Here is a 20,070-nt window from a genome sequence, read left to right as displayed (position 1 = left end):
CCTAGGCCTGGTCGGCGAGGACTTCCGCCGGTGTGGTGAAGCGGTATCCCAGCGCCCGCAGCGAGTTCACGAGATCGCGCAAGCCGCCCTCACCGAGGAACGGGTGGTAGAAGAAGCTGGCGACGTTGTCTCGGACGACGAGCGCGCTCTGGGCATCGGCGAGCATGTCGACCGCGGTGCGGGCGGAATGCTGGTTGAACGCGATCGGCGCCACGTTCCCGATGTTCTCGGGGACGACGTTCGCGCCGTAGACGTCGCGCACCGGGTACGGGAAGAACTGGCCGTACACCTGTTCCGACGTCGCCGCGCCGGCCGCGCCGCACCGGCCGCCCGGGCAGAAACCGGCGTAGTAACTGCCGCGGTCGTACCGGGCCTGGAACATCTTGGTCGTCAGCTGGTAGTCCACGGCCGAACCGCCGTAGTGCGGGAATTCGAACATCGTCGGCTCGGGGAGGCCGACCCGCCGGAACTCGCCGAGCCCGGTCGCGATGCGCTGCTCGAACCACTGCGGGGAATCCTCCGGCATCGGCCCGTCCATGTGGACGACTCCGTTGCCGTCGACGCTCGCCTTGTAGAACTCGAAATCGCTCGCGCTCACCCCGTCGTACGGGTTCGGGCCGCTGTCGCTCTGATGGCTGTAGCCGTGCATGATCAGCGTCGCGCCCGCCTGCACGGCCTCCTTGAGCACGCCGACGAGTTCCGGCGAGTCCACGAGACGCGCGGACGTCGGGCTCCCGTTGTTCGCCCGGCCCTGCGGATCCGAGTAGTACGGGTATACCGCAAGGGAGAACGGGATCCGTTGCTGGATGAGGAAGTCCGTGACCCGGCGCAGCTCTTCCGGCTTCGTGCGCGGGCCAACGTCTTCGAGCCGGATCAGCGCGCGGTGGCGGTCCGGTGCCTTCGGCGACAGGGCGCCCAGCAGGATGTCGGCCATGGCGAGGTAGCGATCCTGTGCTTCCGCGTAGGCGTAAGGCACTTCCGCCACATAGGTCAACTGTCCTGAGTGGACGGCCCAGGGGGACGGGGTACCGCCGGGTGCGCTCGCCTCCGCCAGGATCTGGACCTTCGTCCGATCGCGGACGTCGATCGCGACGACGCCCGTGCCGGACCGGGGATCACGGCGCAGGGGCGTGCCCTTGTAGGTGACGGTGGTGGGGTTGTCGCCTCGATACCCCTCCGCGCGCCAGCCGGGGCCGCCCGCCGCCTTGCCCGTGCCCGCATGCAACTGCCAGATGTTGGCGCCGATCCAGACGACCGGGACACGGGCGGCCGCGACATCGACGAGGAAGGCCTTGGGCAGCCGGGCGTCGTAGACCGAGCCGACGTAGACGATCGCCTGGAACTGCTCCGCCTGCCGGGGTGCGTAGTCGGCGGCGGGCTGCATTTTCCAAGCCGTGCCACGGGAAACGAGGTTCGCGGTGAACATCGCGTACGCCTCGGCCGACTTGACCTCTTCGGGCGGGGAAACGGATCCGTCGGCCTTCCGGCCGTCGTCGTAGAGCACGAGGGTCTGCCGGGCCGGGTCGCCTCCGGGCCCGGGCGCTCCGGCCCGGGCCGCCTCCGGCAGCCGTCCGGCGAGCGACACCGGGGTGGCCGGCGGCGACGCCGTGACCGGACTCGTCGCGGTGACCCGCACCAGGACGATCACGGCGACGGTGACGGCGACGACCGCGACCACGGCGAGCCGCAGCCAGGCGGGCAGGCGAAAGCGTTGCGTGCCCTGGTTCTTCGCCATCGGGTCAGACCTCGGCCAGATCGCTCGCGGTGGGCCGGAACGGGGCGGGCCGGTCGGCGGCGAGTCCCAGCAGATGCGCGATCGCCTGCTCGGTCCGCTCCGCGGCCGCTCCGTCGCCGAAAGGGTTGCCGTTGCTCATCATCCGCGTGCGCGCGGCCGGATCGTCCAGCAGTCGCTTCGCGGTGGAGACGATCCGCTCGCCGTCCGTGCCGACGAGCAGCGCGCAGCCGGCGTTCACGGCCTCCATGCGCTCGGTGACGTCACGCAGGACCAGGACCGGCACCCCGAAGGTCGGCGCCTCTTCCTGGATGCCGCCGGAATCGGAGAGGACCAGCGTGCTGGCGGCCAGCGTCGCCGCCAGTTCGGTGTAGGGCAGCGGACCGGTGATCAGCACGCCCGGGTTCCCACCCAGTTCCTCACGGACCAGGCCGCGCACCTCCGGGTTCGGATGCGCGGGGAGCACGACCCGCAGTTCGGGGTCCGAGTCCAGCAATTCGGCCACCGCGCGCAGAACCCGGCGCATCGGCTCTCCCCAGGATTCCCGGCGATGGAGGGTGACCAACATCAGTTTGACCGCTCCGCGCGTGGCGTTCTCGATCACCGTCGCCAGCTCGGGGTCGTGCAAGGTGGTGGATTTGTCCGTCACCGTGAGGATCGCGTCGACGACGGTGTTCCCGGCGACGAGGACGTCGGCGTCCGGGACGCCCTCCACGCGCAGGTTGGCGGCGGCGTCAGGAGTGGGGGCGAGGTGGAGCGCGGCCGCCTGCGTCACGAGTTTCCGGTTGAGTTCTTCGGGGAACGGCGCGCCCATGTCGAACGAGCGCAGACCCGCTTCGAGGTGCACGACGGGAACGCGGCGCCAGAACGCCGCCAGTGCTCCGGCCAAAGTTGTCGTCGTGTCGCCCTGGACCACCACGGCCGCGGGCGGTCGCCGTTCGGCCACTTCTTCCAAACCGGTCAAAAGGCCGGAAAGAAGCTCCGGCTGGGAACCCGTTCGCCGATTCAGCGTCAACCGTTCATCCGGCGTCAATCCGAACGTCGCCAAAGCCTGGTCGACCATTTCGGGATGCTGCCCGGTGGCGATGACCACGGGTCGCATGCGGCCCTCCGCGGACAATGCCCGGGCCACCGGAGCCAATTTCACGGCTTCGGGCCGGGTGCCCGCGACCAGCCAGATTTCGGGCAGGGTGTCGCTCTTGTGCTGTGCGTTACGCACCTGGTCCTTCTTCCGGGGTCTCGCGGTGGATACGGCGTGAATTCGTCGTCGAAATCACGAAGGAGTGGTAGGTGAGGCGAGGATCACGTACGGATGGTCACCTTTACGGGGGATCGTCGCCCGCGAACGTTAACACAAACGGGGTACTGTACCCACCCGAACGGCTGAATATCGCTTCCCAGGGTGACCCGGTACTCACGGTTTGAAAACTGTGAGTAGATGTTTTGTGGCGCCCATTATCCGAAGGAAAGACATGTCGATGGTCTCGGTGGGGCCGGTCAAGGCCTCCGCGCTCGGAATCGGCGCGACGGCGGCCGGTGCGTCGGTGAGCATCGTGCTCGCGATGGTGATCGGGGCGATCGCCCTGCTCCTCATGGCGCGTTCGCTGCATCTTCGTTCGAAGAACTGAACCGGCTTTCATGGCGAATCCCGCGTTCGGCGCGACCATGATGCTGTTGCTCCTCTGGTGGCCGACGCACAACATCCTGCTCGCGGCGTTCGCGTGGCGCACCGGCCGCTCGCGCCGGTCCGTGGCCGCACGCGGGGAGGGACTCGAATTCTGGATCGTGATCCCGGCGCTCAACGAGGAACGGGTCGTCGGCAACACCGTCCGGACCGCGCTTTCGCTGGGCACCGGCCGGAATCCGGTCCGCGTCCTGGTGATCGACGACGGTTCGGACGACGGCACCCCGGACGTCCTCCGTCAGGTGAACGACCCGCGCCTGCACGTCCTGCGCCGTGATCTCCCTCATGCCCGCCAGGGCAAGGGGGAAGCCCTGAACGCCGGCTATCGCTACATCCTCCGGCTGTGCGAAGCCGAAGGAAGCGTGCAGAAGACGATCGTCGGCATCATCGACGGCGACGGCCGTGGCAGCCCGGGTATGTTGCGCGAGGTCGCCGACGTGTTCGGCGATCGCGGTGTCGGGGCCGTGCAATGCCGGGTGCGCATTCACAATCGGGGCAGCCTCTTGGCGTTGCTGCAGGATCTGGAGTTCGGCGCGGTCGCCGACGCGTCGCAAAGCCTGCGCGATCTCGCGGGCAGCGTCGGGATGGGCGGTAACGGGCAATTCACCAGACTCGGTGTCCTGCGCCGGTTCGATCCGGCTCCCTGGTCGGACTGCCTGGTGGAGGACCTGGAACTGGGTTTACGGCTGCATGTCGCCGGTATCCGGATGCGGTACGTGAAATCGGCGTGGGTGACCCAGCAGGGACTCGTCGATCTGCGCAGGCTCCTGCGGCAACGCACGCGGTGGGCGCAAGGCAATCTGCAGTGCGCGAGGCATTTGCGGGAACTGCTGGCCTCTCGGCACGTGGGCAGTTTCGGTCTGCTGGATTTCCTGGCCTATCTCGTGACGCCTTGGCTGACCGTGCCGTTGTCCCTGGTGGTCTCGTTGTTGTTCGCCGGCACACTCGTCGCGTCGTGGTCGGGCGTCACGCTCGGCGGGCTGATCGCGCCGCCGTCGGCGTTGCCGGGCGCGGCCTTGATCGGCGTGGCCGTGCTCCTGGTCCCCGGTGTGGTGTGGGCGGTCGTGCACCGGCTGCGACTGGGAGAAGAGCCGTTCCACCGTTGTCTGCTCGCGGGTCTGCTCTATCCGGGATTCCTGGTTCTCGGCGTGATCGCCACCTGGCGGGCGCTGTTCCGGGTACTGGCCCGGCGCAACAGCTGGACCAAGACCGAACGGCTGAGCGAGGACTCCTCGACGCCGGACGGGGCGACGATCCGGGGGTGACGACCATGCGCGAAGGTGTCCGGGTGACCGTGGACGCGATGCTCGAAGACCTCAGGACCCTTGTCGAGATCGAATCCCCCTCGGGGGACATCGAAGCCCTGACGACGTCGGCCGAGGCCGTCGCCGCCATCATCGAGAACCGGCTCGGCGGGCGGGCGACCCTGGTGGAAAGCGTGGCGGGCCCGATGGTCCGCTGGTCCGGCGGAGGTGAGCCGCGGGTGCTGATCCTCGGGCACCACGACACCGTCTTCCCGATCGGGACGCTGGCCCGCCGCCCGTTCACGGTCGAGGACGGCCGGGTGACCGGGCCCGGCGTGTTCGACATGCTCGGCGGCTTGGTGCAGGCGATCCACGGGCTGTCGGCGCTCGACGATCCGACCGGCGTCGAGATCCTGGTGACGGCCGACGAGGAAATCGGGTCGCACGCTTCCCGGGCACTCATCGAGGAACGCGGCCGGGTCTGCGGGAGGGTGCTCGTCTTCGAAGGCGCCGCGGACGGGGGCGGCGTCAAGATCGGCCGCAAGGGCTGTGGCACGTTCGAGGTGGTCGTCACGGGCCGGGCCTCGCACGCCGGACTCGAACCCGAGGCCGGGATCAACGCGCTGACCGAAGCCGCGCATCAGGTGCTCGACATCGTGGCGCTCGGCAGGCCCGAGATCGGGACGACCGTCACCCCCGCCGTCGCGACGGCGGGAACCGCGAGCAACGTCGTCCCCGCCTCCGCGACGATCGTGGTCGACGTCCGGGTCGAGTCCGCCGCCGAGAAGGACCGCGTCGAAGCGGCCTTCGCGGCGCTGACCCCACACCTGATCGGGGCGAAGATCACCGTGAGCGGCGGGATCCACCGTCCGCCGATGCCTGAGTCCGCCTCCGCGAGCCTCTTCGCCATCGCGGAACGGCTGCTGCCCGGCGTCGAGGGCGTGGCCGTCGGCGGCGGGAGCGACGGCAACTTCACCGCCGCGATCGGCGTGCCGACCCTCGACGGCCTGGGCGCCGTCGGCGGTGGCGCCCACGCGGATCACGAATACCTGTTGGTCGACTCTATGGTCGAGCGAGCGAACCTGGTCACCGGCCTCGTCGCCGCGATCCGCGAATGAAACGCTAGTTCTTGCCCGATTTCGGGCAAGAACTAGCGTTTCGAGGCGTCGCTGTGCATGATGAGTGGCGTGGAGGACGCGGACATCGTCGAGCAGGTGGCCTTGTCGACGGGTCTGTCGACGGCCATCGCGGCACGCGTCGTCGAGGACGTCCTGGCGTTCTACCGGCAGCCGGTCGAGCAGTACGTCCGGTCGCGGCATGCCCAGTTGCAGGCCGAAGGCAGGAAGAACCCCGAGATCTTCCCCCGGATCGCCGAGGAACTGACCCGGCGGCTCGTCGCTCCTCCCGATCTGTCCGAGCGGCAACTGCGCCGCATCGTCTACGGCTGACGGATCACGCCCGGAATTCGCGTGACACCGTCCTTTCTTTGCGAGGTTGACTCTTCATGTGCGGAATCGTCGGCTACATCGGCGGTCAGAACGCCGCCCCGATCCTGATCGAGGGGCTGACGCGGCTCGAATACCGCGGGTACGACTCGGCCGGGATCTCCGTCCTGGGGGCCAAGGGCGCCCAGGTGCACCGGATCGTCGGGCGGGTGCGGAATCTGACGGCGGCGCTGCCCAAACGGCTCGCGGGCAAGGTCGGGATCGGGCATACGCGGTGGGCGACGCACGGTCCGGCGACCGAGGCGAACGCGCATCCGCACGTCTCCGAGGACGGCCGGATCTCCGTGGTGCACAACGGGATCATCGACAACGCCGACAGCCTGCGCGAGCAGCTCGGCCAGGCCGGGGTCACCCTGACGTCGGAGACCGACACCGAGGTGCTCGCCCACCTGATCGCGCGTTCGAGCGCCAAGACGCTCGAAGACGCCGTCGTCGAGGCCGTTTCCCGTGTCACGGGTACGTACGCGATCGCGGTGACCGACACCGGACATCCCGACCGCGTCGTCGTGGCGCGCAACGGTTCGCCGTTGATCATCGGGGTGGGCGACCGGGAGATGTTCGTCGCCAGTGACCTGTCCGCGCTGGTCCGGCATACCTCGCAGGTGGTGCACCTGGACGACGGCGAGTTCGCCAGCGTCTCGGCCACCGGCTACCGCACCTTCACCGTCGACGAGAGCGACACCGGCAAAGCCGCGACCGCGATCGACATCCAGGCCGACGACCTCGATCTGGCGGGTCACCAGCACTACATGTACAAGGAGATCCAGGAGCAGTCGGAATGCCTGGAGCGGATGATCCGGGGGCGGCTGGACGACCGGTTCGGAGTGTCCCGTTTGGACGGTCTGAACCTGACACCCCGTGACCTGCGCGGTTTCGCGCGAGTGAAGATCCTCGGTTGTGGCTCGGCGTATTACGCGGGCCAGATCGGCGCGACCATGATCGAGGAACTGGCGCGGGTGCCCGCCGACGCGGAGGCCGCGTCCGAATTCCGTTACCGCAACCCGATCATCGAGGCGGACACCCTCTACATCGCGGTCAGCCAGTCCGGTGAGACCGCGGACACCGCGTTCGCGGTCGAAGAGGTCAAGCGCAAGGGCGGCCGGGTGGTCGGCCTCGTCAACGTCGTCGGCTCGACGATCGCGCGGGCATGCGAAGGTGGGCTGTACCTGCACGCGGGGCCGGAGATCGCGGTCGCCTCGACGAAGGCGCTCACCAACATGGCCGTCGGTTTCGCGATGATCGCGCTGGCGCTGGGCCGGGTCCGCGATCTGTCCAATGCGGACGGACAGCGGATCGTCGCCGCCATCCGCGCCCTGCCGAAGCAGGTCGCGACCATCGTGGAGGCGGAGTCCGCGATCGCGGAGCACGCCAAGACCTGTGCGGACGCGCGAAGCCTGTTCTTCATCGGCCGCGTCCGGGGCTTCCCGGTGGCGCGGGAAGGTGCGCAGAAGTTCAAGGAGATCTCGTACCGGCACGCGGAGGCCTACCAGACCTCCGAACTCAAGCACGGTCCGCTCGCACTGATCGACGAGTCGCTGCCGACGGTGGCGATCGTGCCGTCCGACGACCTCGCCGACCGCAACCTCGCCGCTGTGCAGCAGATCAAAGCGCGCAAGGGGCCGGTGCTGGCGATCACCCACGAGGACGTCGACTTCGGGGATCTCGACGTGCCGCGGTTCGTCGTCCCGCGTTCTGAGCCGGAACTCGACCCGATCCTGCTGACGATCCCGCTGCAGCTGCTGGCCTATCACGCGGCGCTGATCCTCGGCCACGACATCGACAAGCCGCGCAACCTGGCGAAGTCCGTCACCGTGGAGTGACCCTGTCGCCGAAGGTCGCCTATTCGGTCAACCCGACGGTGAAGTCGCCGGACGGCCGGCCGCTCATCGTCCAGAAGATCGCCGCCGCGGCGAGCACGAGCTCCCGGAGGACTAGCCAGTCCGTGTGCCGTCCGTCCAATCACGCATGGCGTCCGTCTGATCACGTGTGCCGTCCGTCTGATCACGGCTGATCTCGTTGGCGGCCGTGAGTCGCGCCGCGGGGGTCTTGCCGGTGCGGTGATCAGATGGACGACACCTGTGATCAGGCGGACGGCACTTGTGATTGGACGGACGGCACGCGTGATCAGCCGGACGCCACGGCGGAGGGCTGGTCGAGCAGGCGCCACAGGTGGTCGGCGGTCCCGTTGTCGTCGAACTGCACGACGATCGCCGAGTCCGCGGTGGACATCTGGTCCACGCCGAGGACCTTGCCGGAGTTACGGTTCTGGACGCGGAACCAGCCATCGCCGTTGTCCACGAACCGCCACAGGTGGTCGGCCGTGCCGTTGTCGCCGAACTGGACCACGCGCGCGGAGTTCGCCGTGGACATCTGATCGACACCGAGGACCTTGCCGGAGTGGCGGTTCTGGATACGGAACCAGCCGTCGCCGTTGTCGATGGTGCGCCACAGGTGGTCCGCCGTCCCGTTGTCGTGGAACTGGACGACCTGCGCGGAGTTCTCGGTGGACATCCGGTCGACACCGAGGACCTTGCCGGAATTGCGGTTCTCGATCCGGGTCCAGCCCGTGCGCCATTCCAGGGAGCCACCGGTCTGCGGGAACGAGGTGACCCGCAGCCGCGCGGCTCCCATCGGGATCAGCGTCACGCGTTCGACAGGGGTGTTCGCGGCCACCGGACCGTCGGCCAGTTCGGCGATCACGTTCTGCTCGTCGGCCTGCCACGCGCCGATGCGCTGCGCGTCGGTGGTGAGCCGGACCGGGCTGTTCCCCGGGGTGAACGGGTCGAGCGGATTCCCGCCGCTCGCCACGACCGCGAAACCGGCCTGCGGCACCAATCCGTAGTTCCACGCGGAGCCCGGCCGGACCTCGTACACCGGCCATTGTTCGTTTCCTGCCACGCGACTCCAGTTCTCCTGTACCGCGAGGGAGAACGTCAGCGGCCCGCGGTCGACCGAGACGGAGTTGTGGTTGCGCGTCCAGAGCCGGATGCGGGTCGTCATCGGCAGCCGCAGGGTGACGCGGTCGCCGGAACGCCAGACCCGGCGCACGGTTTCGTAGCGCGGACCGCCGCCGGCGGTGACCGCGCCGCCGTTGACCGACAGTGAAGGCGACGGGCACCAGCCGGGAATCCTGACCTTGAAGGGGAATTCCGTCGGTTTCGACAGTGAGAAGGTGAACGTGATCGTGTCCGAGAACGGGTATGTGGTCGATTGGGTGACGGTCACCGCGGTACCTTCGACGGCCTTCACGGTCACCTTGGAAGCGCCGTACAGCATCGCGCAGAGCCCGCCGTCGGCCGTGGCCTGCCACATCTCCTCGACGTAGTACGGCCAGCCCATGCCGTAGTTGTGCGGGCAGCAACGGTAGTTGTCGATACCCGGTTCGTACGCCTGCATGGCGAAGGGATTGTCGAACTGGCTCAGCGTCTTCGGCTGCCGGTCGAGCTGGATCCCGTTGGCGGAAGTCACGTAGTGCACGCCGCGTCCGGAGGGATCGAGTGCGGCGGGGAGCAGGTTGAAGGCGAGTTCCTCGACGCGGTCGGCCCAGATGGGGTCGCCGGTCGTCCGGGCGAGGATCTCGTGGCTCATCATGTATTCGACGATCCCGCAGGTCTCGAAGCCCTGCCTCGGATCGTCGTAGCCGGGCCGCACGTTCTCGTCGCCGGCGAAACCGCCGCCGGGGAACTGGCCGTAGCGCCCTTGGACGCGGTCGTAGTTCGCGTACGCGCTCGCGCGGTGCGCGGGATCGCCCGAAAGCACCCAGAACTGGCCGGGTTCCCGGAACCCCTGGGTGATGTTGACGTTGTGGCCGGTGGGCAGGTCGTCCATCCAGTTCGCCGAATGCCGGTGGATGGTGCGGACCAACTCCAGCAGGAACGCGTCGCCGGTGCGGTTGTACAGCCAGTAGACGACGTCGATCGTGTCGGACCAGCGGGTATGACCCCAGCCGTCGGTGTACACCGACGTCGGCTGGGCCGCCAGGTAACGGAAGTAGCGGGTGAGGAACGGGACGACCCGGCTGTCCTTTGTGTACTCCTCATGCGAGCGCAGGGCGTGCAGCATCGGCATATGCGGCCAGAGGTCCGCATGTCCTTCGGTCCGCGTGCGGAGCCTGGTCGGCCCGAAGAAGCCGTCCGGGGCCTGGGTGGCGATGACCGCGTCGATCCAGCGGCGGGTGTCGGCCAGGACGCGCGCGTCCCCGGTGACGTAACCGAGATCGCCGTAACCGCGCAGCCAGTAGGGCACCTCTTCCCAGCCGTCCAGTTCGGGACGCGTCCAGCCGGTGTCGCCGAACGCGAGGTAGTGCGACACCTCCTGATAGCGGCCGTTGAGACCGTCGAGTTGCTTGCGGAGTTGCGTGGCGAGCCAGCCGTCGGCCCTGGCCGAGCCGGGCGGGAGGCGCAGCAGGGGAGCGGGCTGCAGTGGTGCCCGGTTGGCGATGTACGGCGAGGCCGGTGCGGCTCCGGCTTCGGCGGCGGCACCGATCCCGGTTCCGGCGGCGAGACCTGTGGCGACGGTGGCCTTGAGGAAGCTTCGGCGGGGGACTGACATGGCGTTTTCCCCTTTCACTACCCGGTCAGCCAAGATTTACATCGTTGGTACAACGTTGTAAATCCGCCGTTCGTCGTGTTCCGGACGAGCGGCGGGGGCTAAGGGGCACTCGCGCTGTCCGATAGGGCAGGCGTGCTGCCGTCGTCCGGGGCGCGCGCGACCCGATCCGGCGATGGGTGTCCGCTGGGAAGCGAAACCAACTATTGTCGCCATACCCGCATACTCGCCAGGCCAGGAGGTGACCGTTGTACGCCGAGGAGCGGCAGCGCGCCATTCTCAAGCAGGCCCGGCAGGACGGCCGGGTCGACGTGGCGTCGCTCGCGGCCGGCTTCGAAATCACCAGCGAGACCGTGCGCCGCGATCTCACCGCCCTGGAGCGCAACGGGATGCTGCGGCGGGTGCACGGCGGCGCGATCCCGGTCGAGCGGCTGGGCTTCGAGCCCGGTCTCGCCGCCCGCGACACGGTGATGACCGGCGAAAAGGAACGCATCGCCGCCGCCGCGCTGGAGCAGGTCCCCGACGAGGGCGCGATCCTGCTCGACGCCGGCACCACGGTCGGGCGGCTGGCGAGCATCATCCCCGCCGATCGCGAACTGACCGTGGTCACCCCTTCGCTGCCGAACGCGTTCACCCTCGCCAACCGCCCCAACATCACGGTGATGCTGGTGGGCGGCAGGGTGCGAGGCCGCGCCATGGCCGCGGTGGACAGCTGGGCGCTCAGTGCTCTCAAGGACACCTTCGTCGACGTGGCCTTCATCGCGACCAACGGGATTTCCGTCGAGCGCGGACTCACCACACCGGACACCGCCGAGGCGATGGTCAAGCGCGCGGCCATCTCCTCCGCACGCCGCACGGTCCTGCTGGCCGACCACACCAAGATCGGCAACGATCACTTCGCCCGGTTCGGGGAGCTCGGCGACGTCGACACCCTGATCACCGACACCGGCGTCGATCCCCAGGTCGCCGACGAGATCGCCCAGACCGGCATCAAGGTGATCGCCGTTTGAGGCGTACGGGCGAGCGGCTCGCCGGATACCTGATGACGGCGCCGTTCTACATCCTGTTCGGCGTGTTCGGCCTTTTCCCGTTGCTGTACACCGCCTGGGTCGCGCTGCACCACTGGCATCTGATCAACGGTGACGGCGGGTTCGCCGGTCTGGACAACTTCGCGGTCCTGCTGGGGGATCCGTATTTCTACAACGCGCTCTTCAACACGGTCAGCATCTTCCTCCTTTCGACCGTGCCGCAGTTGCTGGCCGCGCTCGGTCTCGCGGCCCTGCTCGACCGTCCACTGCGCGCGCGGACCCTGTGGCGCGCCAGCGTCCTGCTGCCCAACGTCGTTTCGGTGGTCGCGGTGGCGCTGGTGTTCAGCCAGCTGTTCGCCGAGGACTACGGCGTCGTCAACTGGGCACTCGGCCTGGTCGGGATCGACCCGGTGGACTGGCGATCGGACCGGTTCGCCTCGCACGTCGCGGTGAGCGTGATGGTGATGTGGCGCTGGACGGGCTACAACGCGCTGCTCTACCTCGCCGCCATGCAGTCCGTGCCGCAGGAACGGTACGACGCCGCCATGCTCGACGGCGCGTCACGCTGGCGGACGTTCTGGTCGATCACCGTACCCGCCATCCGGCCGACCATCGCCTTCACCGTGGTGATCTCGACCATCGGCGGGCTGCAGTTGTTCGCCGAGCCGCAGTTGTTCGACGACACCGGCGTCGCCGGGACGGGCGGCGCGGACAGGCAGTTCCAGACGCTCGCGATGTACCTGTACGAGAAGGGGTTCGGCGAGTTCGACGCCGGATACGCGGCCGCGATCGCCTGGCTGCTGTTCCTGTTCTCGGCCGGGTTCGCGCTGGCCAACTTCTCGCTCGTGCGCCGGATGCGGGGCGGTGAGTGACAGTGGCGGCGAGGGAAAGAGGCGGTTTCGTCGCCTACGGGCTGCTGCTCGCGGTGGGTGTCGCGTCGATCTTCCCGTTGTACTGGTCGTTCGTGGTGTCCTCGAAGGACAACTCCGCGCTCGGCGAGACGACACCGCCGTTGCTGCCCGGCGGGAACCTGTTCGAGAACGTCCGGGAGGTCTTCGCCACCGTCGACTTCTGGCTGGCGATGCAGAACTCGCTGATCGTCGCCGGCACGGTGACCGTGTCGAACGTCCTGCTGTCCAGCATGGCCGGATTCGCCTTCGCCCGCCTGCGATTCCCCGGCCGTGACACGCTGTTCCTGATCGTCATCGGTACCGCCATGGTGCCCGCGCAACTCGGCGTCATCCCGCTCTACCTGGTGGTCGGCGAACTCGGCTGGTACGGGCGGCTGGAGGCGGTGATCGTGCCGGGTCTCATCGGCGCGTTCAGCGTGTTCTGGATGCGGCAGGCGTGCGAAGAGGCGATCCCCGGCGAACTGCTCGACGCCGGACGCATCGACGGCTGCTCGACGGTGCGGTTGTTCTGGCACGTGGCCGTGCCCGCCATCCGTCCGCAGGCCGCGGTGCTCGCCATGCTGACCTTCATGACCGCCTGGAACGACTTCTTCTGGCCGCTGATCGCGCTCGACCCCAACGAGAACCCGACCGTCCAAGTCGCACTGTCGCGGCTGGCCAGCGGCTATTTCACCGACTACTCGCTGATGCTCACGGCCGCGACGCTCGGCGTGCTGCCGGTCGTCGCGCTGTTCATCCTGCTGGCCCGGAAGGTGGTCAACGGCGTGATGCGCGGCGCGCCCCGAGTCTGAGGGTCGTGAGTGGTAAGTGACGCCAGAACACCACTCACGACCGACCCGGCCCAGTACGGCCTGCCGGGAGATGGCGTTGCGAAAGCCACTTTCGCAACCCTCAACGTTGCGAAAGTGGCTTTCGCAACCCCTGCCGGGGGCACCGGACGGCGTTGAGGGTCGTGAGTGGCGATTCGGGTTCTAACCCGAATCGCCACTCACGACTGCCTTAAAGCCCGATGAGGCCGTTGCGTGCCACCACGTCGGCGAAGAACCGCGCGCTGTCCTTGAGCGTCCGTTCCTGCGTCTCGAAGTCGACGTGCACGATGCCGAACCGTTTCGTGTAGCCCATGGCCCACTCGAAGTTGTCCAGCAGCGACCAGGCCATGTAGCCGCGGATGTCGGCGCCGCGCTCGATCGCGTCGTGCACGGCGCCGAGGTGCTCGGCGAAGTACCGGACGCGTTGCTCGTCGTGGACGCGCCCGTCCACCACCTCGTCCTCGAAGGCGGCGCCGTTCTCGGCGATCACCAGCGGCAGGCCGGGGCAGTGTCCGCGCAGCCACAGCAGGAGATCGGTGAACGACTCCGGTCGCTGCTCCCAGCCGATCGACGTCAGCTCGCCGCGCGGCGGCAGGACGTCCATGCCGCGCAGCCCCGGCAGCGGGCAGTTGCTGTCGGCCTCGGGGTCGTCGAGCGGGACGGCGCGGGCGGGCGCGTAGTAGTTGACGCCCAGGACGTCCAGGGGCTGCGCGATGACTTCCAGGTCGCCGTCGGCGATCGCCGGTTCGAGGGTGCCGAGATGGTCCAGGTCCGCCAGCAACTCGGGCGGGTAGCCGCGGCCGAGCAGCGGATCGAGGAAGAACCTGTTGTGCAGGAAGTCGAACTTGCGCGCGGCTTCGCGGTGCGTGGCATCGTCCACATCGGTCAGGACCGGCGCGAAGTTGAGCACGATGGACACTTCCTGCTCGCCACCGTTGGCACGTAACGCCTGCGCGGCCTGGCCGTGAGCGAGCAGCAGGTGGTGCCCGGCGACCAGGGCGGCGCCTTCGTCCTGGATACCCGGGGCGTGGTCGCCGTTGCCGTAGCCGATGAAGGCGGCGCAGAACGGCTCGTTGATCGTCGTCCACTGCCGGACGCGGTCGCCGAGTGCTTTGTGGACGGTCTGCGCGTAGTCGGCGAAGAGGCTCGCGACGTCGCGGTTCGGCCAGCCGCCCTCGTCCTGCAGCGCCTGTGGCAGATCCCAGTGGTAGAGCGTGACCATCGGGGTGATCCCGCGCTGCAGCAGCTTGTCGACAAGGCGATCGTAGAAGGCGAGCCCGCGTGGTTCGATCGCCCGGCCGTCCGGCATGACCCGGGACCACGCGACCGAGAACCGGTAGTACGGGATGCCGAGTCCGCTCAGCAGGTCGACGTCTTCGTCGTACCGCAGGTAGTGCTCGCAGGCCCGGTCGCCGGTCGCGCCGTCGGCCACCCGGCCCGGTTCGGCGCTGAAAGTGTCCCAAATGGACGGTCCTCTGCCGTCGGCCGTCGCCGAACCCTCGATCTGGTACGACGCCGTGGCCGTGCCCCAGCGGAACCCTGCCGGAAAGCTGCGTGTCACGCCGTCCCCACTCATTTCACGGCCGCGGCGCGGCCTTCCCTCGCGGCCTGGGACCAGGCCCCTTCGACACTCTGCCTGCGCTCTTCGACCCGGCCGAGCGCGTGCCCGTACACCGGCCGGACCTCGCCGTCGCGCAGGCCGCGGTAGTTCGGCCGCAGGGCTTCGGCGGACGCGGCGAAGATCTTGCCGACCGGTGCGTCGCTGAAGTACTTGCTGGTGTGGGAAAGCACGGCGCCGTCCTGGTAGGCGCCCAGCGCGCTCGGCAGCAGCCCGCTGTCGAGGAAGATCCGTTTCTGCTGTTCGGGCGCGGTGAGCCAGACGGCGAGGTCGTAGGCCTCCTTGCGGTGCTCGCCCTGCTTCGGGACGGTCAGGAACGAGCCGCCCCAGTTGCCCGCCTTACCCGGCACCGAGGTGACGTCCCATTTGCCCGCCAGTTCCGGGCCGCCCGCCTCCTCGATCTGGGTGAGCATCCAGGCGGGGCAGGTGATGGTGGCGAACCGGCTCTGCTTGATCGCCACCGTCCACGGCTGTGTGAAGGTGGTGACGGCGGCCGTCTCCTTCTTCATGGCCATCCCGCCCGCCAGGTCGAAGGCCTTGCGCACGTTCGGGTTCGTGTCCCCGATGAACTTGTCGTCGGCCGCGGCGAAGTAGTTCTCCTGTGATTGGTTGAGCATCGCGGTGTAGACGGTGCCCGCCGAGTCGGCGAATTTGGCGTCCGGGATCTTCGCGCTGAACCGGTCGCCGACTTCGGCGAACTTCTCCCAGGTCGGCCACAACGCGGCCACCTGGTCCCGGTCGGTCGGCAGCCCGGCCTTCGCGAACAGGTCACGGCGGTAGCAGAGCGCGAGGCTGCCCATGTCGGTGCCGAGGCCCATCACGAACTTCCCGCCGTTCGCGGTGCCCTGGTCCCATTTCCACGACGGCCAGTTCGGGCGCAGGTCCTGCGCGCCGAATTCGGACAGATCGGTGAACTTGTCCGTGGATTGCCGGAACTTCGGGAGGTACTGCTCTTCGATCGCGACGACGTCGGCGGAGCCGCGTCCGGCGCCCAGGCCGGTGGCGAGTTGCCGGTGGTGCGTCTCGAAGTCGGCGACGCGGCCTTCGACCGTGACCCCCGGATGCGCCTTCTCGTATTCGTCGAAGAGTTTCTCGTAGCCGAATTCGCCGAAGGTGGCGACGGTGAGTTTGATCGGTCCGCCGGGCTCCGCCGACTTTCCCGAACAGCCGGTGAGCAGCAGCGCGAAGGCCGCCGCTCCGGCCACCAGACGGAATCCACGCGGGCGGGTCATAACTCTCCTCGGTCGTGCGCGATGCTCGGACGGCTTGCGGATCATGCGAGTCTGCGGGGCAACTGGTCGACGATGGTCAGCCGCGAGTCGGCGTGCAGCTTCGTGAGCACACGGGACACGAGCGACTGAACGGTTCTTCTCGGCAGGCTCAGTTCCGCCGCGATCTCCGGATTGGACAGCTTCGCGGCGACCAGCTGCGCGATCCGGATCTCCAGCGGCGACAACGCGCCCGCGTGCCGGGGGCCTTGTTCGGCCCGGCTCAGCACGCCGTAGGGGCGCAGCCGGCTTTCGGCGCGGCGGATGCTCCAGGTGGCACCGACCGGCCCGAGCACCTCACACGCCTCGGTTAGTGCCTGGGTGGCCGATTCGAGGTATCCGGCCTTCGCGAGCAGTTCGGCGGAGTCCTCCAGCGCGGAGGCGAGCTCGATCGGACGGCCGACCGCGCGATAGTGATCGGCCGCGGCCAGCGCGCCCTCCGGGTCGCCGTCGATCAGCGCCCGGCAGCGGTCGGCGGCCGCGGTGGCCCGCGCGGGCACGGTTTCCTGGCTCGCCTCCTCGACGCAGACGGCGAGCGCTTCGTCGGCGATGTCCTGGTTCCCGGCCGCGAGCGCGACGCGGACGACGTCCGGCAGCCATTGGTGGCGCAACATCATCCGGGCGTAGTCGGGACGCAGCACGGGGGCGAACAGGCGCAGCGCGTCGTCGAGCCGATCCCGCTGCTCGGCGGCCGTCGCCTGGGCCGCGAGGTAGAAGTCGCAGCTTTCACGCTCGGCGGAGTTCGACGGCGAATGCGCCTCGGCCGCGTCGAGATGCGCTCGGACGGCGACGCGTTCGTCCCGGTGACCCGCGATGAGGGCGGCGACGCCGTGCAGCAACAGGGCGGCGGCGCCGGGCTCGCGCACACCGTAGAAGGTGATCGCCGGACCGTCTTCGGTGACCGAGTCCAGTTCGGCCAGTGCCTCGTCCCAGCGGCCGGTCCAGTAGTAGTGCACGGCGGCCGACACCTGCGGGCCGGTCGGCAGACCGTGCCGTGCGGCCGTTTCGTACCCGGCGTGGAGGGTGGCGTCGGCTTCGTCGAGCCTGTCGAGGTTCTGCAGGGTGAACAGGCGGTTGTCGAGCAGGTCGAAGCGCAGCGTCGCCAGGTCCGCCTCGTCGCCGGCGGTGTCCAGCGCGCCGTCGATCGCGGCCAGCGCGCGGTCGTGCTCGCGGCGGATGGAATGCACGAGCCACAGCGTCTGCTGCGCGTGCGCGGCCGGATAGCGTTCGTCCGCCGCCTCGGCCTCGGCGTGCAGCCGCCGCGCCGTCCGCTCGGTTTCGTCCAGGTCGTCGAGGTTGCCGCGCCGGAAGTTGGCGAGCAGGGTCCGGGTGCTGGTGCGCCACAGCTCCGGCATCGACGGGTCGTCGGCGGTGTCGGCGAGTGCTTCCAGCGCCCCGGGGGTGTCACCACGGCGGTACCGGAGCGCGGCGAGGACATGCCGCATCTGCGCCAGATCCGCCTTGTCGCGGATCGTCTTCACCGCCTGCTCGGCCTCTTCCTCCGGATTCAGCTCGAGCCGGAACAGCACGCGCACCAGCACGGCCATCAGCGTTTCCCGCTGTTCCCGGGTGGGCACGGTGCTTTCGAGCGCACGGCGGACGAGGTCGGCGGTGATCTGCGGGGCGCGGTTGGACACCGCGATGTGGTTGCCGGTGAGCCATTCGACCAGCCACGGGTCGAACGGCACCGGCTCGGCGGCGAGTTGCTCGGCGACCCGCTTCACCGGCGCGCCACCGCGATCGAGTGCTTCGGCCGCGCGCCGGTGCAGGGCGGCGCGCACCGGTTTGGCGATGCCGTCGTAGAGCGCCTGACGCTGGAACGGGTGGTGGAAGGCGAGTTTGTCCCCGGCGTACTCGATCACCCCGGCGGCGGTGGCCGGTTCGAGTTCCCGCAGGACCTCCAGCGGGGTCTTGCCTGCCAGCGCGGCGATGTCCTCGACCGCGAACTCCGCGCCCAGCAGGGAGGCCGTGCGCAGGATCTGCGTCGTGGCGGGGTCGAGGTATTCCAGCGTGCGGCCGACCGCCGCCAGCAGCGAACGCGGCGCGTTCTGGGTGCCGTCGAGCGTCACCTCGGCGACGCCCCCGTTGATCCGCAGTGCGCCGGTGCGGACCAGGTCGTGGGCGATTTCCCTGGCGTAGAGCGGATTCCCGGCCGCGCGGCGGACCAGCGGGCGCAGGCTCGGGCCCAGTTTCGCGGCCAGGACGACCTCGAACACCGCGCCGACCTCGTCGTCGGTCAGTACCTCGACCGGGATGATCTCGCCGTCCCTCGCCTCGACACCGCGGCGCAGCTGGGCCAGATCCCGGCGGCCGTGCCCGGTGCGGGAGGCGGCGACCAGCAGCAGCGGCAGCTGACGGGTCGCGGCGGCCAGCCGTTGCCACAGCAGGACGCTCGCCTCGTCGGCCCAGTGCAGGTCGTCGATCACCAGTACCAGCGGGCCTGCCGCGCAGGTCTCGTCGACCAGCGCCAGCAGTTTGTCCACAGTGGACAGGATCGGGTCGGCCGGGCCCCAGTTGCCGTGCGCGGGTTCGGCGTGCAGCTCTCCGGCGAGTTCGGCCCTGGCCGGATCGGCCGAGCCGTGATGCACGCCGAGGCATTCCATGATCACCTGCAGCGGGAACCGTTGCTGGAGCTCATCGGCCGCGGTCCAGGCGAGCTGACAGCCCCGCGCCCCGGCGGAGGCAAGCCCGGCGATCAGCAGTTCCGATTTGCCGATGCCCGGTTCGCCTTCGAGCCAGACGGGACGGCCTCGCCCGGCGAGTACGTCGGTGACGAAGCCGGCCAGCCGCTCGACCTGCCGGGCTCGCCCGGGCAGATACGACGTGCCGCCGCGTTCGATCGCCTTGGCCACCGGCGGCGGGACGATCAGCACCGGAGCCGATTTCGGTCCGGTGACAGGTTTCTCGGTGCCGTCCAGGATGCGCTGGTGCAGTTCCCGCAGCGGAACGCCCGGCTCGACCCGGAGTTCGCTCTGGAGCACCTGCCGGGCTTCGCGGTAGACGGTCAGCGCTTCGGTCTGCCGTCCGCTGGCGTGCAGGGCGCGCATGAGCGTTTCGTACAGCGACTCGCGCAACGGATGCCGCTGGACCAGTTCGGTCAGCTCGGCTACCAGTTCGCGGTGGTCGCCGAGGCCGAGCAGCGCGGTGGCCCGGAGTTCGGTGGCGGTCAGCTGCAGTTCGGCGAGCCGGACGCGCTCCGCTTCGGCGAACGGCCCCGGTACGCCGGAATAGGCCTCGCCGCGCCAGCGCCCGAGCGCGGTGGTGAGCAGGGCGGCCGCGCCACGCTGATCCTCCTGGCCGAGCAGCCGCCGGGCTTCGGAGGCGTCCTTTTCGAACAGTCGGACGTCGAGGGCTTCGCGGTCCAGCCGGAGCACGTAGCTCGACCCGGAGGAGTGCAGAACGTCGTGGGCGGTGCCGCCCGCTTTGCGGATGGCGCCGCGCAGACCGGAGACGTAGGTGTGGACACTGCCGGTGGCACTGGCAGGCGCCGATCCGCCCCAGACGTCGGAGATCAGTTCGCCGAGCGACACCGGCTGACCGCGACGTGCGGCCAGGGTGGCGAAAACGGCGCGCTGACGGGCGGGTCCGAGCTTCAGTTCGGTACCTTCGAGCCAGGCACGAGGCGGCCCGAGCAGCTCGACGCGCAGCCCGTTCGTCACGCCGGCTCCATTTCTCGTCGTTACCGAAAGTGGCCGGATCTTCACAGCGGCCCCCGCAGTTTAA

At 69.1% G+C, this 20,070-nt stretch carries 14 protein-coding genes; 8 read left to right on the top strand and 6 right to left on the bottom strand.

The genetic code is table 11. The features are described from left to right. Position 1: 1 nt before the first annotated feature. Both H5J31_RS17870 and wecB read right to left on the bottom strand, forming a co-directional pair. Entirely contained in the window at positions 2 to 1,735 is a 1,734-nt protein-coding gene (locus tag H5J31_RS17870) for a DUF2334 domain-containing protein (RefSeq protein WP_181773719.1), read from the bottom strand. Positions 1,736 to 1,739: 4 nt separating this feature from the next. Continuing rightward, positions 1,740 to 2,951 (bottom strand): non-hydrolyzing UDP-N-acetylglucosamine 2-epimerase, encoded by a 1,212-nt coding sequence (gene wecB, locus H5J31_RS17865; protein WP_181773718.1) that lies wholly within the window; start codon positions 2,949 to 2,951, stop codon positions 1,740 to 1,742. Positions 2,952 to 3,204: 253 nt separating this feature from the next. Here wecB and H5J31_RS17860 point away from each other — a divergent pair, with 253 nt between their 5' ends. Genes H5J31_RS17860 through glmS form a run of 5 tightly spaced genes read left to right on the top strand, consistent with a single transcriptional unit; the run spans position 3,205 to position 7,985 of the window. Then, positions 3,205 to 3,360, top strand: coding sequence for a hypothetical protein (locus H5J31_RS17860; RefSeq protein ID WP_181773717.1), 156 nt, complete (start codon positions 3,205 to 3,207; stop codon positions 3,358 to 3,360). 10 nt (positions 3,361 to 3,370) lie between these two features. Next, positions 3,371 to 4,681 (top strand): glycosyltransferase family 2 protein, encoded by a 1,311-nt coding sequence (locus H5J31_RS17855; protein ID WP_181773716.1) that lies wholly within the window; start codon positions 3,371 to 3,373, stop codon positions 4,679 to 4,681. 5 nt (positions 4,682 to 4,686) lie between these two features. Continuing rightward, on the top strand, positions 4,687 to 5,778 hold the full coding sequence (locus tag H5J31_RS17850; RefSeq protein ID WP_181773769.1) for a M20 family metallopeptidase: 1,092 nt from the start codon (positions 4,687 to 4,689) through the stop codon (positions 5,776 to 5,778). Positions 5,779 to 5,835: 57 nt separating this feature from the next. After that, positions 5,836 to 6,108 (top strand): hypothetical protein, encoded by a 273-nt coding sequence (locus tag H5J31_RS17845; protein ID WP_181773715.1) that lies wholly within the window; start codon positions 5,836 to 5,838, stop codon positions 6,106 to 6,108. A 56-nt stretch (positions 6,109 to 6,164) separates the two neighbouring features. Next, a complete protein-coding gene (glmS, locus tag H5J31_RS17840; protein ID WP_181773714.1) occupies positions 6,165 to 7,985 on the top strand; it encodes a glutamine--fructose-6-phosphate transaminase (isomerizing) in 1,821 nt (606 codons plus the stop codon). A 304-nt stretch (positions 7,986 to 8,289) separates the two neighbouring features. Here glmS and H5J31_RS17835 read toward each other — a convergent pair whose 3' ends face one another. Then, positions 8,290 to 10,716 (bottom strand): beta-L-arabinofuranosidase domain-containing protein, encoded by a 2,427-nt coding sequence (locus H5J31_RS17835; RefSeq protein WP_181773713.1) that lies wholly within the window; start codon positions 10,714 to 10,716, stop codon positions 8,290 to 8,292. A gap of 245 nt (positions 10,717 to 10,961) precedes the next feature. Between H5J31_RS17835 and H5J31_RS17830 the strand changes: the two genes are divergently transcribed. From H5J31_RS17830 to H5J31_RS17820, 3 genes are read left to right on the top strand one after another with little or no spacing between them, the layout of a single operon-like run. Then, entirely contained in the window at positions 10,962 to 11,723 is a 762-nt protein-coding gene (locus H5J31_RS17830) for a DeoR/GlpR family DNA-binding transcription regulator (RefSeq protein WP_181773712.1), read from the top strand. Then, positions 11,720 to 12,613 carry a carbohydrate ABC transporter permease gene (locus H5J31_RS17825; RefSeq protein WP_236005191.1) on the top strand — a complete coding sequence of 298 codons (894 nt, stop codon included), beginning with the start codon at positions 11,720 to 11,722 and terminating at the stop codon, positions 12,611 to 12,613. Before H5J31_RS17830 ends, H5J31_RS17825 begins: the two co-directional genes overlap by 4 nt. Then, positions 12,610 to 13,443, top strand: a complete 834-nt coding sequence (locus tag H5J31_RS17820) for a carbohydrate ABC transporter permease (RefSeq protein WP_181773711.1) — start codon at positions 12,610 to 12,612, stop codon at positions 13,441 to 13,443. Before H5J31_RS17825 ends, H5J31_RS17820 begins: the two co-directional genes overlap by 4 nt. Positions 13,444 to 13,651: 208 nt before the next feature. Here the strand turns inward: H5J31_RS17820 and H5J31_RS17815 are convergent, their stop codons facing one another. Genes H5J31_RS17815 through H5J31_RS17805 form a run of 3 tightly spaced genes read right to left on the bottom strand, consistent with a single transcriptional unit; the run spans position 13,652 to position 20,006 of the window. Beyond that, entirely contained in the window at positions 13,652 to 15,022 is a 1,371-nt protein-coding gene (locus H5J31_RS17815; protein WP_181773710.1) for a GH1 family beta-glucosidase, read from the bottom strand. An 11-nt stretch (positions 15,023 to 15,033) separates the two neighbouring features. Then, complete coding sequence (locus tag H5J31_RS17810; RefSeq protein ID WP_181773709.1) at positions 15,034 to 16,311, bottom strand: extracellular solute-binding protein; 1,278 nt, start codon at positions 16,309 to 16,311, stop codon at positions 15,034 to 15,036. Positions 16,312 to 16,352: 41 nt separating this feature from the next. After that, the gene (locus tag H5J31_RS17805) at positions 16,353 to 20,006 is read right to left on the bottom strand and encodes a BTAD domain-containing putative transcriptional regulator (RefSeq protein ID WP_181773708.1); all 3,654 of its coding nucleotides are present in this window, start codon (positions 20,004 to 20,006) and stop codon (positions 16,353 to 16,355) included. Between the last annotated feature and the right edge of the window lie 64 nt (positions 20,007 to 20,070).

It is taken from the genome of Amycolatopsis pittospori (assembly GCF_013870525.1).
Taxonomy (GTDB): Bacteria; Actinomycetota; Actinomycetes; order Mycobacteriales; family Pseudonocardiaceae; genus Amycolatopsis; species Amycolatopsis pittospori.
Note: the sequence above shows the minus strand (reverse complement) of the source record. Positions and strands in the feature narration are given on the sequence as shown.

Excerpts from the sequence above, each read along its gene's own strand:
- H5J31_RS17835 (WP_181773713.1), bottom strand. The coding sequence starts at position 10,716 with ATGTCAGTCCCCCGCCGAAGCTTCCTCAAGGCCACCGTCGCCACAGGT.
- H5J31_RS17810 (WP_181773709.1), bottom strand. The coding sequence starts at position 16,311 with ATGACCCGCCCGCGTGGATTCCGTCTGGTGGCCGGAGCGGCGGCCTTC.
- H5J31_RS17850 (WP_181773769.1), top strand. The coding sequence starts at position 4,687 with ATGCGCGAAGGTGTCCGGGTGACCGTGGACGCGATGCTCGAAGACCTC.
- H5J31_RS17870 (WP_181773719.1), bottom strand. The coding sequence starts at position 1,735 with ATGGCGAAGAACCAGGGCACGCAACGCTTTCGCCTGCCCGCCTGGCTG.
- glmS (WP_181773714.1), top strand. The coding sequence starts at position 6,165 with ATGTGCGGAATCGTCGGCTACATCGGCGGTCAGAACGCCGCCCCGATC.
- H5J31_RS17845 (WP_181773715.1), top strand. The coding sequence starts at position 5,836 with ATGATGAGTGGCGTGGAGGACGCGGACATCGTCGAGCAGGTGGCCTTG.
- H5J31_RS17855 (WP_181773716.1), top strand. The coding sequence starts at position 3,371 with ATGGCGAATCCCGCGTTCGGCGCGACCATGATGCTGTTGCTCCTCTGG.
- H5J31_RS17860 (WP_181773717.1), top strand. The coding sequence starts at position 3,205 with ATGTCGATGGTCTCGGTGGGGCCGGTCAAGGCCTCCGCGCTCGGAATC.